Annotated in this window: 9 protein-coding genes; all 9 read right to left on the bottom strand. The window is 61.2% G+C overall.

Annotation, left to right across the window (positions count from 1 at the left end; genetic code table 11):
• Positions 1-4: 4 nt before the first annotated feature.
• The gene (locus VQ575_RS02935) at positions 5-898 is read right to left on the bottom strand and encodes a transglutaminase family protein (RefSeq protein WP_039592554.1); all 894 of its coding nucleotides are present in this window, start codon (positions 896-898) and stop codon (positions 5-7) included.
• Positions 898-3,384, bottom strand: coding sequence for a circularly permuted type 2 ATP-grasp protein (locus VQ575_RS02930; RefSeq protein WP_045154995.1), 2,487 nt, complete (start codon positions 3,382-3,384; stop codon positions 898-900). The genes VQ575_RS02935 and VQ575_RS02930 overlap by 1 nt, the downstream gene beginning before the upstream one ends.
• 142 nt (positions 3,385-3,526) lie before the next feature.
• A complete protein-coding gene (locus VQ575_RS02925; protein ID WP_198724088.1) occupies positions 3,527-6,820 on the bottom strand; it encodes a transglutaminase family protein in 3,294 nt (1,097 codons plus the stop codon).
• A gap of 175 nt (positions 6,821-6,995) precedes the next feature.
• A complete protein-coding gene (locus VQ575_RS02920; RefSeq protein ID WP_325919027.1) occupies positions 6,996-7,457 on the bottom strand; it encodes a hypothetical protein in 462 nt (153 codons plus the stop codon).
• The gene (locus VQ575_RS02915) at positions 7,454-8,380 is read right to left on the bottom strand and encodes a hypothetical protein (RefSeq protein WP_039592550.1); all 927 of its coding nucleotides are present in this window, start codon (positions 8,378-8,380) and stop codon (positions 7,454-7,456) included. Before VQ575_RS02915 ends, VQ575_RS02920 begins: the two co-directional genes overlap by 4 nt.
• 96 nt (positions 8,381-8,476) lie before the next feature.
• A complete protein-coding gene (locus VQ575_RS02910; RefSeq protein WP_039592549.1) occupies positions 8,477-8,938 on the bottom strand; it encodes a hypothetical protein in 462 nt (153 codons plus the stop codon).
• Positions 8,935-9,855: a hypothetical protein gene (locus VQ575_RS02905; protein WP_039592548.1), complete on the bottom strand. Its 921-nt coding sequence runs from the start codon at positions 9,853-9,855 to the stop codon at positions 8,935-8,937. The genes VQ575_RS02910 and VQ575_RS02905 overlap by 4 nt, the downstream gene beginning before the upstream one ends.
• A 178-nt stretch (positions 9,856-10,033) precedes the next feature.
• On the bottom strand, positions 10,034-12,334 hold the full coding sequence (locus VQ575_RS02900; protein ID WP_039592547.1) for a YgiQ family radical SAM protein: 2,301 nt from the start codon (positions 12,332-12,334) through the stop codon (positions 10,034-10,036).
• A 110-nt stretch (positions 12,335-12,444) separates the two neighbouring features.
• On the bottom strand, positions 12,445-13,842 hold the full coding sequence (gene dnaB, locus VQ575_RS02895; RefSeq protein ID WP_027911801.1) for a replicative DNA helicase: 1,398 nt from the start codon (positions 13,840-13,842) through the stop codon (positions 12,445-12,447).
• Positions 13,843-13,858 lie beyond the last annotated feature (16 nt).

Raw genomic sequence — 13,858 nt, 5'->3', positions numbered from 1 at the left:
CGCCTTACGACTCCAACGGCATCACCGTCACCCGCACGTCCGGATCATGGGTGCCGCCGCCCAGGATCACCCCGCGCAGCGGCGACACATCGGAAAAATCCCGCCCCCAGGCCAGGGTGATGTGCTCCAGGGCCGGCTGCACGTTGTTGGTCGGGTCGAAGTCCACCCAACCCAGTACCGGACAGAACACCGAGACCCAGGCATGGGAGGCATCTGCTCCGATCAGACGGGCCTGGCCGGGGGGTGGCTGGGTCAGCAGATAACCGCTGACGTAACGCGCCGCCAATCCGCGGGAACGCACACACGCCAACATCAGGTGGGCAAAGTCCTGGCAGACACCTCGGCGCCGCTCCAGCACTTCCACCAGCGGTGTCGCGACCTGGGTCGCCTCGGCGTCGAAGGTGAACTCCTCGAAGATCTTTTCCATCAGCGCCTGGACCCCGATCATCAATGGTCGGCCCGCCGGAAAACAGCTTTCGGAGAACTCGACGAAGCTGCGCTTGAGGTGCACGTAGGGTGATTCGAAACGGTAGCGGCACGCGTCCAGCAACTGCGCCGTCAACGGCCGGCCGCTGTAGGTCAGGGCATTTGCGGTGGACTCCCAGGCCGGCGACAGATTGAAATCCAACACTGGGCGCGCCAGCACTTCGACGCTCAGACGGGCGTTGACCAGCAGCTCATCGTGAGGCCGCTCGAAGGCCAGGCGGGTCAGCGGATTGCCGAATACGTCCTGCTCATCCCGACGGGTGGTCGGCTCCGGGCTGATGGATAACTGTTGTTCAGTACAGCGCTGCCATTCGCAATGTCTCGGCCACAGATGAGCCAGTTGCTGCGCAAGGGATACCGGGCTGTCGTAGTGATAGTGGGTGTCGTGGAGAATCTGGTAACGGGCGCTCATCAGACGGATACCGTGCGTTGGCTGACATCGTCAACGTGGGCGAAATGACGCAAGGCCAGGCGATCGGAGACCTGGGCGCTGACGTCGGCCACTTCCTGCAGCAGATCAGCCAAGCCATCGAGCGCCGCCCGCAGGCTGGCCTCACCAAACAACGGATTCTCCAGGCAGCGCAGGTCGAAGCGTGACAGGCGCGTCACCAACGCCGGCAGGGCGGTTTCCCTCGGTGCAGCAAAATCATCGTTCAGGCGCTTGAGGGTGCGTGCCACCAGCTTCAATTGGAAGAGCACCGCGTGGGGGTTCTGTTCGTCCAGCAACAAAAGGTCGAGCACCGGGATCAACTGCGCCACCGCCAGGTAACGCGAGCGGTAGGTGATGCTGCTGTTGCCCAGTTCCAACAACCACTCCAACCCGGCCTGATCGAACACCGCCTCGCCCCGCAGGAACGCCGCCAGGCTGCTGCTGAGAAACTGCAGGCGCTCCAGGCGCCGCCCGATCATCAGGAAGCGCCAGCCCTCGTCGCGGGTCATGTCGTCCAAGGCGAACCCGGACAACGCCGCCAGGGACATCACCAGGCGGTTAAGGAAATCCAGCAACTCACCGAAATCCGGCTCACTGGTTTCCAGCTCAACGGCTTCGCGCTGCAACTCCACAAGCGCCTGCCAGTTCTCCCTGGACAGCTTGCCGCGAACCTGCGAGGCCGCCCACTGCAAGCGCTGCAGGTTGGAGCGCAGGCTGAAAGACCAGTCATCCCCGAGCATCGCCGCCATCAGGCGTTCGGGCAGCTCGCCCTCTTCGGGCAACAGCATCAGGCTTTCGCCCAGGGAAACCGCCGATTGCAGCGCTTGCGGGTCATCACCATCGACATAACGCGCCAACATGATCCGCAGGAGACGAGCGCTGTCGTCGCAGCGCTCGCAATAGCGACCAAACCAGAAAAGGTTTTCCACCACTCGGGAAGGCAGGTACGGATCACGCCGCACCAGGTCGTGAACGCCGACGGTGCGCTGGGCCTTCCATTGCTCGCCAGCGGGTGCTTGCTCGCCGAGCACCCAAGTGTCCTTGCTGGCACCGCCGCGCTGCATCGACACCACCTCGGCGTCGGCCTCTGCGGCTACCCGGGTCAGGCCACCGGGCAGCACCCGATAAGCATTTTTCCCGGACACGGCATATACGCGCATGCCGATGGCCCGGGGCTGGATCTGGCCGTCCTCGGCCTGCCACACCGGCGCCTGGGACAGTTGCGCCAGCTCCTGGGCGACGTAGGCATATGGCCGCGCCTGCATGCGTGCCGCCAGTTGGGCGCGCTGTTTCTCGTCCAGGTCGCGGCCGAACACGGGCGTGAAACTCTGGGAAGGAAATGCCGGCTTGATCAACAGCTGGGGTAATTTTTCCAGGGCTTGGGCGAGCACTGGCGGCTCACCGCACCACCAGGTGGCGATGGAAGGCAGCATCAGCTCTTCGCCGAACAGATACTGGTTGATCTTCGGCAAGAATCCCAGGAGGCCCGGCGATTCCAGCACGCCGCTGCCCAGGGCATTGGCCACCAGCACGCGGCCCTGGCGCACCGCTTCCAACAACCCCGGCACGCCCAGGGCCGAATCGGTGCGCAGCTCCAGCGGGTCGCAGAAATCATCGTCGAGCCGTCGCATGATCGCGTGGACCCGGCGCAGGCCGCTGAGGGTCTTGAGGTACACCGTGGCGTCCCTCACGGTCAGGTCGCCGCCTTCCACCAGCGGATAACCGAGTTGGCGCGCCAGGTATAGATGCTCGAAATAACTTTCGTTGAACCGCCCGGGTGTCAGCAACACCACCAGCGGCGGCTCGCCGTCGCTGGGCGCCTGTCGTGCCAGCGTCTCTTGCAAGGTCCGGAAGAAACCCGACAGGTGCTGCACCTTCAGGTCGCGATAAAGATCCGGGAACGCCCGGGACACGATCGTACGATTTTCCAACGCATAACCGGCCCCGGAAGGCGCCTGGGTCCGATCCGCGGTGACCCACCAGCGACCATCGGGCGTACGCGCCAGATCCACGGCATACAGATGCAGGAAGTTGCCATCCGGCGGCGTGATGCCCTGGCAGGGCCAGAGGAAATTGTTGTGGCCAAAGACCAGCTCCGCCGGCAGCAACCCTTCGCTGATCAGCCGCTGCGGCCCGTACAGGTCGGCCAATACCGCATTGAGCAGACGCGCGCGCTGGGCAATGCCGGCCGAAAGCAGCTTCCATTCCTGGGCATCGATGACGTGGGGCAGCAGATCCAGCTCCCAAGGCCGGTCGGCGCCCTTCGGGTCGGCATAGACGTTATACGTAACGCCGTTTTCCTGGATCTGCCGTGCCAACAGTGCCTGGCGCTGGACCAACTGGGCCGGTGTGCTGCGCTGCAATTGGTCGAACAGCCTCTGCCAGTGCGCGCGCACGGCGCCGCTGTCGTCCAGCAGTTCGTGATAAGTACCCGTCGTCAGCGGGTAACGGTCAAGCAGGTCAGGCATGGAAAGCTCGGCAGGACGGCAATGAAAGATGAGACTAGCGCAAGCGCATGACGCCCGGATAGGTGTGTTTGTTTTGGATCAAGCCTGGGTTTGCACACTGCGATCGTGGCGCGGGGTTCTATCCCCTCGCCACAGCGTCCAGCTAGCTTTTTGATGTCCCGTGGAAGCGGCGCAGATCGAGCGTGAACGGAAACTCTTCATCCCTTGCCAGACTCGGTATCGGCAGTTTTCCAGGCGTGTGCCCAATTCGGAAAAAACGCGCCATCCGGCGGCTCTCCGCTTCGTTGGCATTCACCGGCAGGCTGTCATAGTTGCGCCCGCCCGGATGCGCCACGTGGTATTGGCAGCCGCCCAGGGAGCGCTGCATCCAGGTATCGAGCACATCGAAGACCAGCGGCGCATGGACCGGGATGGTCGGCTGCAAGCAGTTGAACGGTTGCCAGGCGCGGAAACGTACCCCGGCGACGAATTCGCCTACCCGGCCGGTAGGCTGCAACGGCACCGGTACGCCATTGCAGGTCAGCAGATAACGTTGCGGCGCCAGCCCCGTAAGCTTGATCTGCAAGCGCTCCAGGGACGAGTCCACATAACGCACCGTGCCGCCCGCCGAGCCCTCTTCCCCCAGCACATGCCAAGGCTCCAGCGCCTGGCGCAGCTGTAGCTCGATACCGTTGACAGCGTAATCGCCCACCTTGGGAAAGCGGAACTCCAGGTGCGCGGCGAACCACTCGGCACGCAATGGATAACCGGCGCCATTGAGCTCTTCGATGACCTCGGCAAAATCCTGCTCGATGAAGTGCGGCAACAGGAAACGATCATGCAGCTCGGTGCCCCAGCGTGCCAGCTTGGCCGGCGCATAGGGCTCGCGCCAGAAGCGCGCCACCAGCGCCCGCAATAGCAATTGCTGGGTCAGGCTCATGCGGGCATGGGGTGGCATTTCGAAAGCGCGCAGCTCCAGCAAGCCGAGACGGCCGGTGGCGCCGTCCGGCGAGTAGAGCTTGTCGATGCAGAACTCGGCGCGATGGGTATTGCCGGTGACGTCGATCAACAGGTTGCGCAGCAGCCGATCCACCAACCACGGCAGGCACTCCTCGCCAGGCTGTGGCATTTGCGCGAAGGCGATTTCCAGTTCGTACAACGCGTCGTTGCGCGCCTCGTCCACCCGCGGCGCCTGGGAGGTCGGGCCGATGAACAATCCGGAAAACAGGTACGACAACGACGGGTGGTTATGCCAGTAGCTGATCAGGCTGCGCAGCAAGTCCGGACGCCGCAGGAACGGTGAGTCAGCCGGTGTCGCGCCGCCAAGTACGAAATGGTTACCGCCACCGGTTCCGGTGTGCCGACCGTCGATCAGGAATTTCTCGGTGGTCAGCCGGTTCAATCGCGCTTGCTCGTAGAGAAATTCAGTGCGCTCGACCAACTCCTCCCAGCTCGCCGAAGGCTGTACGTTGACCTCGATCACACCCGGGTCAGGCGTGATACGAAAATTGCTCAGGCGCGGGTCGCTCGGCGGCTCGTAGCCCTCCAACAACACAGGGCAGCTCAGTTCCTGCGCCGTCGCTTCGATGGCGCTGACCAGTTCCAAGTAATCCTCGACCCGCTCCAATGGCGGCATGAACAGGTACAGCCGCCCTTCCCTGGCCTCGGCGCAGAAGGCGGTGCGGGTCAGCCAATCGGCCGATTCGTCGATCTTCGGCACGCGTTCCTGCTCCGGCGCCGACTCGCCGTGATGGTTCAATTGCTCGGTACCGGGCAACTCGGGCAAGTCCTGGTTCGGGTCGGTGGGATGGATGAACGGATATTCGGCCGCCGTCACCCACGGTTGGGACGCCAGTGGCAAGCGATAGCCCAAGGGCGAATCCCCCGGCACCAGCCGGCAGTGATCGTCGCGCAAGTACCAGCGCCCGCTTTGCCATTGGTCGCCCTTGGCGGTCCGGGCCAGCGGCAGGACCTGGCCGATTACCTTGCCCAGGCCCTGGCTGAAAACCTTGCGCAACCGCGCCCGCTCCAACGGTTCTTCCAGCCGAGCATCTTCGGCCGTCACATTCGAAGGCAACGTGCCTTCGCGCCACAGGTAATGGAAATTGTCTTCGTAGGCGGGAAACACAAACCGCGTGGGAATTTTCAAGCGTTCGGCGACACTCGCCAGGAAACGGCCCGCCAACTCGCCATCGGCGTCGTAGTCTTTCTGCTCGTCGGCAATCAAGGCGCTGTCCTGCCAGATCGGCACCCCGTCTCGCCGCCAATAGCAGTTGAGCGACCAACGCGGCAATTGCTCGCCGGGGTACCACTTGCCCTGGCCGAAATGCACCAGCCCTTGCGGCGCATAATGCTCGCGCATGCGCTGGAACAGCTCGGCGGAAAGGCGACGCTTGTCCGGCCCAAGCGCCGCGGTGTTCCACTCGGCGCCGTCCGGGTCATCAATGGAAACGAAAGTCGGTTCACCGCCCATGGTCAGGCGCACGTCACCTTCCAACAGGTCAGCATCGATCTGCCGGCCCAATTCCTGGATCGCCAACCATTGTTCTTCGGTGTAAGGCTTGGTGACCCGTGGCGCTTCCCAGATTCGCTCGACGGACATTTCGTGGCTGAACTCACACTCGCACGGCTCCACCAGGCCACTGATCGGCGCCGCCGAGGACGGATCCGGACTACACGCCAAGGGGATATGCCCTTCACCAGCGAACAATCCGGACGTCGCATCCAGGCCGATCCAGCCGGCGCCGGGCAAGTAGACTTCGCACCAGGCATGCAGGTCGGTGAAATCCACTTCCGTACCGGACGGGCCGTCGAGGCTTTTCACGTCAGCGGTCAATTGGATCAAGTAACCCGAGACAAAACGCGCCGCCAGGCCCAAGTGACGCAACAGTTGCACCAGCAGCCAGGCCGAGTCGCGGCAGGAACCGGACGCGTGCTCCAACGTGTGCTCTGGCGTTTGCACGCCGGGCTCCATGCGGATCAGGTAGTTGATGTCTTCGCTCAAGCGCTGGTTGAGCGCCACCAGAAAATCCACCGCCGGCAACGGTGTGCGGTCGATGCCGTCCAGATAAGCCTTGAACTTCGGCGTCAGCGGGAGCTTTTCCAGGTAGGGCATCAGCTCGTGTTTTTCGTCAGCCGCGTAGGTGAACGGGATCTTCTCGGCGTAAGGCTCGAGGAAAAAATCGAACGGGTTGAATACCGCCATTTCTGCGACCAAGTCGACCTCAACCCGCAGCTCATCGGTCTTCTCCGGGAACACCAACCGCGCCAGGTAATTGCCCTGGGGGTCCTGTTGCCAGTTGATGAAGTGCTGCTCCGGCGAAACCTTCAGCGCGTACGACAGAATGCGCGTGCGGCTGTGGGGCGCCGGGCGCAGGCGAACGATCTGCGGACCGAGTTCGACAGCGCGCTCGTAGCGATAGTGTGTGACATGGTGCAAAGCGACATGAATCGACACGGCGTGCCTCCTGCGGAGCCTGGGCGTTATCGAAAGCGGCGCAAGACTTATGCCATGCAGGCAGGCCGGACACTTTCAACATCTACTCAGGGCAGTAGAGCACTAAAACCGCGCGATGCCTGTATTGATCTGCAAAGGCCGCACATAAATGCGGCGCGGGCGGTAGCAAATCGACTCAATGGCGCGGGCGCGGGGCCTTGGCGGATTGGATGATGCGTTCGCGTTGGTGGCGGATTTCGATGAGCTTGCTGCGCATTTCCCGGTGGCGTTTGCTGTTGAGCAGTAGTAGTCCCAGTAACGGCAACAGCACCGCAAACACGTACACACCTTGATGCGGTCCATAAGCAAACGTCGGCAACACCGCCGCCAGACAGCCAAGGAAATAACTCGTCACCCACCAGATCGCCCAGACGCGTCCGCGTGCGATCATGAGATTTCCCAGAACCAGGACACTCACCAGAGCCAACGTGCCGAGCCCAACATAGTTGCTCCTGACGGAAGGCTCCAAGGCACGCCAATAAGTGCCTGCGGACAAAACGAGCAGCGCAGACCCGGAAAAACAACCCAGGAAGATCGTGCCCATGAACACCGGAAAATAACGGGCGAGGAACTGCTTCATTGATCCGCCGCCGATCATTCGGTGAACTCCTCATACAGTCCGACGGCGACAGTCTTCACGGCGCCATCGCCGGTATAACTGCCGATGATCCCCAAAGCGCCTCCGAGAGAATCCTTTATCTGAGTCAGCGTAGCGTGCCTGATTTCAGCGGAAGAATAACGCTTGGGCAAGGCACCCGCTCGTTGCTGCAGTTTAAGCAGCTTCGCGGTAAGACTCGGATCTTTCAGGGTCAACAATTCCTTGGTCAGTTTGCTGCGCTCCTGACGACTCAGGCCCTTGAGCAACTGATACCAGCTCTTCCCGGTGCCCGCTGCCTTACTGGCCTTCAGCAGCCGAACAGTCGTGAGAGCCGAGCCACCGACGCCCACAAGGGAAACACCGTCAAGAATGGGGCTCACGATGTTGTACCAATCGGCGTCGTTCATTTCATCGTTGCCAGTAGGATTGGTCAGCTCATTCGCCACCCGCATCCCACCAATAACGCACTGCGCGGTACTGGCCGTCGCGGCAGCGGCGCCCAAGGCAACGACAAAGGCACTGGCGCCTGCCGTAAAGGGCACAGCGACGCTCCCACTGAATACCACCACCCAACCGATGACCGCGGCGACACAGGAAAAACCGGCATTCATCGACTCAGTCCCGAGCTTTGACTCACGCGGACTGCTTTTTACCTGGTCAATGAATTGCTGTGGGGCGATGTATTTCTTCGCCTCGCGCAAGATGACTCGCTTGGGTGCGATGCTGCAAATCGGCTTGAATTCGCGCAGCGTCACCACGTTGTACTCGGAATCGATGTACACCACGCCCGCACCGGCGATGTTGGGATCGGCATCGATGGCAGCGAACAGCCGCGGCAGGTTGACTTGGCTTTCGATGCGTTTGCGGGCCATGAACTGGGAAAAGCTCAGGTCCATCCCGATGCCTGTTGCGGCGCTGCTCATATGAATCGTCCTTGAAGAATTGGAGAGTTGATTTTTTATTGTGCCGTGCCCTGAAGCATCTACGCCAGCTCAGATTTCTAGCCTGACTACATCGACTCAGCGGCGCGGTCGCGACGTCTTTGCGGACTGGAGGATACGCTCGCGCTGGTGGCGGATTTCGACGAGCTTGCTGCGCATCTCGCGGTGGCGTTTGCTGTTGAGCAATAGCAACCCCAGCAACGGGAACAGCAAACTCAAACTGTAAATCAACCTATCAGGCCGATAAGCGATCGTGGGCAGGACGCAAAAAAAACACAGCCCCAACACCGCAACCATCGGCCACACCCAAACGGGGCGCCCACGGGCAATCATGAAGTTGCAATGCACGATGACAAGCGTAAGCGCGACGCCTCCAAAAAAAGACCACTTGGCGTTATCCGCCAACGAAAGGGCTTGAAAATAGCTGTCAAAAAAAAGGGGAACAGCAAAAACCAGAGCGAAGACCGACGCGAATATCGCGCCCATGAAGACCGGAAAATATTGGATGAGAAAAACGCGCACACCGGGCTGTCCATTCATTCTTCGATCTCCTCGTACAACCCCACTGCAATGGTCCGGACGTTCCCGGAAATCGCGCTTCCCGTGAAGCCGATGGCGGCACCCAGGGCATCCCGAATCTGTGTGACGGTGGCATGCTTGATTTGAGTGGGCGTAAAGCGCTTGGGTAACTCGCCAGACAGTTGCTTGAGTTTGAGCAGTTTGGAGGTCAGGCGAGGGTCATTGATAGTCAGCAACTCTTTGGTCAGTTTGGCTCGCTCCTGTCGATTCAGGCCCCGGAGCACCTCCCTCACACTTTTGCCCGTGGCAGCTTTATTCAATCTGACCAGTTTGAGAGTCGTCAGCGACGATGCCCCGACCCCAACCAACGCCGCGGCATCCAGCACAATCATGGTGTTCTGATACCACTCCTCACTGTCGAGCTGATCGTTTCGGGCTGGGTTACTGATTTCATTACGCATGCGATAACCGCTCGCAAAACATTGCGCTGTGCTGGCTGCGGCGGCGGTATAACCCAACACGGCGATCGCGGTGCTTGCCCCTGCTGAAAATGGGATAGCTACAGAGCCGCTGAGTACCACGACCCAACCGATAACGGCCCCTGCACACGACAAGGAAGTATTGATCGCTTCGCCGACCAATCGCGATTCCCGTGGATTGTCCTGAACCTGCTGAGCAAACTGAGCCGGCGCAATATATTTCTGCGCCTCGCGCAAAATGATCCGCTTGGGCTTGATGCTGCAGATCGGCTTGAACTCACGCAGGGTCACTACATTGAATTCAGCATCGATGTACACCACACCGGCGCCGACGATACTGGGATCGGCGTCGATGGCAGCGAACAGGCGCGGCAGGTTGATCTGGCTTCCGATGCGTTGGCGGGCCATGAACTGGGAGGGGCTGTAGTCCATGCCGATGCCGGGTAATGGAGTGCTCATATGAATCGTCCTTGAGAATCGGAGGGTGAATCTTTATCCGCACTGAACCCTTGTGGCGAGGGCTCCCCATAACCTCTAGCACTGTCGGGCGGGCGCCACGATAACAAACGGCCAGCACCGCCGCTAGAAAGCAAAACGCCAGCACTCAAGGCTGGCGTTTTGCGAGGCGGCAGGACAATCAGCGCGGCACGACAGGCTTGCGCGCAGGCTTCGGCCCCTTGCCCTTCGCCGCGTCCTTGCGTTCCTTGGCAGCCTTCTGATTGCGGGCGAACGCGGCAGCCTTGGCTTGCTCGCGCTTGTCCCAGGCATTGCCACCGTCGCTGGCGCGCGGCGGCAGGCCGGTGTGCTGGGTCAGGATCTTGGTGGTTTCCTTGCCCACCTTGTGGCTGCCAGCCGGCGTCGAGTTCTTGCGACGGGCGCTCTGGTAGCTGTCGGTTGCAGGCTGGTGCAACGGAATCAACTGGTTCTTGCCCGGCCCGATCAGATCGGCACGGCCCATGCGGGTCAACGCTTCGCGCAGCATCGGCCAGCCTTTCGGGTCGTGATAACGCAGGAAGGCCTTGTGCAGGCGGCGCTGCTCTTCGCTCTTGACGATGGTCACCCCATCGCTCTTGTAGGTGACCTTGCGCAGCGGGTTCTTGCCCGAGTGGTACATGGCAGTGGCGGTAGCCATCGGCGACGGATAGAACGCCTGCACCTGATCGGCCCGGAAACCGTTGCCCTTGAGCCACAGCGCCAGGTTCATCATGTCTTCGTCGGTGGTGCCCGGGTGGGCGGCGATGAAGTATGGAATCAGGTACTGCTCTTTCCCGGCTTCCTTGGTGTACTTCTCGAACATCCGCTTGAACTTGTCATAGCTGCCGATGCCCGGCTTCATCATCTGGTTGAGCGGGCCTTCCTCGGTGTGCTCCGGAGCGATCTTCAGGTAACCGCCGACGTGGTGAGTCACCAGTTCCTTGACGTATTCCGGCGACTCGACCGCCAGGTCGTAACGCAGGCCGGAGGCGATCAGAATCTTCTTCACCCCAGGCAAGGCCCGGGCACTGCGGTACAGCTGGATCAACGAAGAATGGTCGGTGTTCAGGTTCGGGCAGATGCCGGGGAACACGCAGGACGGCTTGCGGCACGCGGATTCGATTTCCGGGCTCTTGCAGGCAATGCGATACATGTTCGCGGTCGGGCCGCCCAGGTCGGAAATGACCCCGGTGAAGCCCGGGACCTTGTCGCGGATCTCTTCGATCTCGCGAATGATCGACTCTTCGGAACGGTTCTGGATGATCCGGCCTTCGTGCTCGGTGATCGAGCAGAACGTGCAGCCACCGAAGCAGCCGCGCATGATGTTTACCGAGAAACGGATCATCTCGTAGGCCGGGATCTTCTCCTTGCCGTACGCCGGATGGGGAACACGTGCGTAAGGCATGCCAAACACGTAGTCCATTTCTTCAGTAGTCATCGGAATGGGCGGCGGGTTGAACCAGACGTCGACTTCACCGTGCTTCTGCACCAGCGCACGGGCGTTGCCCGGGTTGGTTTCCAAGTGCAACACGCGGTTGGCGTGGGCATACAGCACCGCGTCGTTGCGCACCTTTTCTACCGATGGCAGGCGGATCACGGTCTTGTCGCGGGTCATCTTCGGGCTTGCCAGGATCTGCACGACCTTGGCTTCGCCCGGATCTTCAACCGGACCCTTTTCCTGCTCGATGGCGCAGGCTGCGGTGTCCTGGGTATTCACGTACGGGTTGATGATCTTGTCGATCTTGCCCGGACGGTCGATGCGCGTGGAGTCGACTTCGTACCAGCCTTGCGGCGTGTCACGGCGGATGAACGCGGTGCCGCGCACGTCGGTGATGTCTTCGATCTTGTGGCCATAGGACAAGCGCTGCGCGACTTCGACAATCGCTCGCTCGGCGTTGCCATAGAGCAGGATGTCGGCGCAAGCGTCGATCAGGATCGAGTTGCGCACCCGGTCCTGCCAGTAATCGTAATGGGCGATGCGGCGCAGGGAAGCTTCGATACCGCCGAGCACGATCGGCACGTGCTTGTAGGCTTCCTTGCAGCGCTGGCTATAGACCAGGCTCGCACGGTCCGGCCGCTTGCCCGCCAGGCCACCGGGGGTGTAGGCGTCATCGGAGCGGATTTTCTTGTCGGCGGTGTAGCGATTGATCATCGAGTCCATGTTGCCGGCCGCGACACCGAAGAACAGGTTGGGCTCGCCGAGCTTCATGAAGTCGTCTTTGGACTGCCAGTTCGGCTGGGCGATGATCCCGACACGAAAGCCCTGGGCTTCCAGCAGACGGCCAATGATCGCCATGCCGAACGAAGGGTGATCGACGTAGGCATCACCGGTGACGATGATGATGTCGCACGAATCCCAGCCGAGCTGATCCATCTCCTCCCTGCTCATGGGCAGGAACGGCGCTGGGCCGAAACATTCGGCCCAGTACTTGGGATAGTCAAATAACGGCTTGGCTGCTTGCATGTCGATGACCGGTATAAAGGATGAAAAATCGCGGGCGCGGAATATAGCACAAAATTTGATCAATTCCGACGGCTATGGTCGGAAATTGGTGGCACCCCCGTGGGAGCGGGTTACTCGTCGTCATCAAAATTGTAGCTACCCGGCGCCAGGTTTTCGAAGCGCGTGTATTTACCGATGAACGCCAGGCGGATGAAGCCGATCGGGCCGTTCCGCTGCTTGCCGATGATGATCTCGGCAATGCCCTTGTGCTCCGTCTCGGGGTGATACACCTCGTCGCGGTAGACGAACATGATCACGTCGGCGTCCTGCTCGATCGCTCCGGATTCCCGCAAGTCGGAGTTCACCGGACGCTTGTTGGGGCGCTGCTCCAGGGAGCGGTTCAACTGGGACAGGGCCACGACCGGACAGTTGAATTCCTTGGCCAGGGCCTTGAGGGAACGGGAGATCTCGGAAATCTCGTTCGTCCGGTTATCACCGCTGGAGCCGGGGATCTGCATCAATTGCAGGTAGTCGATCATGATCAGCGCGATATCGCCGTGCTCGCGCACCAGTCGTCGGGTCCGGGCGCGCATTTCCGATGGGCTGATGCCCGCCGTATCGTCGATGAACAACTTTCGATCATTGAGCAGGTTGACCGCCGAGGTCAGGCGCGGCCAGTCGTCGTCTTCCAGTTGGCCGGAACGGACCTTGGTCTGGTCGATACGCCCCAGGGACGAGAGCATACGCATGATCAGCGATTCGCCTGGCATCTCGAGGGAGTACACCAGCACTGCCTTGTCGCTGCGCAGCACGGCGTTTTCCACCAGGTTCATCGCAAACGTGGTCTTACCCATGGACGGACGGCCAGCGACGATGATCAGGTCGGACGGCTGCAAGCCGCTGGTCTTCTCGTCGAGGTCGGTGTAGCCGGTGGACAGGCCGGTAATGGCGTTGTCGGTGTTGAACAAGGTGTCGATGCGGTCGATGGCCTTGGTCAACAGGTCATTGACGCTCACCGGGCCGCCGGTTTTTGGCCGGGCCTCGGCAATCTGGAAGATCTGCCGCTCGGCTTCGTCAAGGATCTCGGCGGCGGTGCGGCCTTCCGGATTGAAGGCGCTGTCGGCGATCTCGGTGCTGATGCCGATCAACTGGCGCAAGGTCGCCCGCTCGCGCACGATCTGCGCATAAGCCTTGATGTTGGCGACGGACGGCGTGTTTTTCGCCAGTTCGCCGAGGTAACCGAGGCCGCCGACCTGGGACGTCTGCCCTTCCTTGTCCAATTGCTCGGCCAGGGTGACAACGTCGATCGGCATGTTCTGATCGGCCAGACGGGCGATCGCACGGAAAATCAGGCGGTGGTCATGCCGGTAGAAATCGCCGTCGGAAACTTGATCGAGCACACGTTCCCAGGCGTTGTTGTCCAGCATCAGGCCACCGAGTACAGCCTGTTCGGCCTCGATGGAATGCGGGGGCACCTTCAGGGCAGCGGTTTGCAGATCATATTGCTCGGGGGCGGTGATTTCGTTCATGGCCACGTCTGGTTAT

This window comes from Pseudomonas frederiksbergensis, assembly GCF_035751725.1.
In the GTDB taxonomy this organism is placed as follows: Bacteria; Pseudomonadota; Gammaproteobacteria; order Pseudomonadales; family Pseudomonadaceae; genus Aquipseudomonas; species Aquipseudomonas frederiksbergensis_A.
The sequence above is the reverse complement of the archived record's forward strand: the minus strand, read 5'-3'. Positions and strand labels throughout refer to the sequence as shown.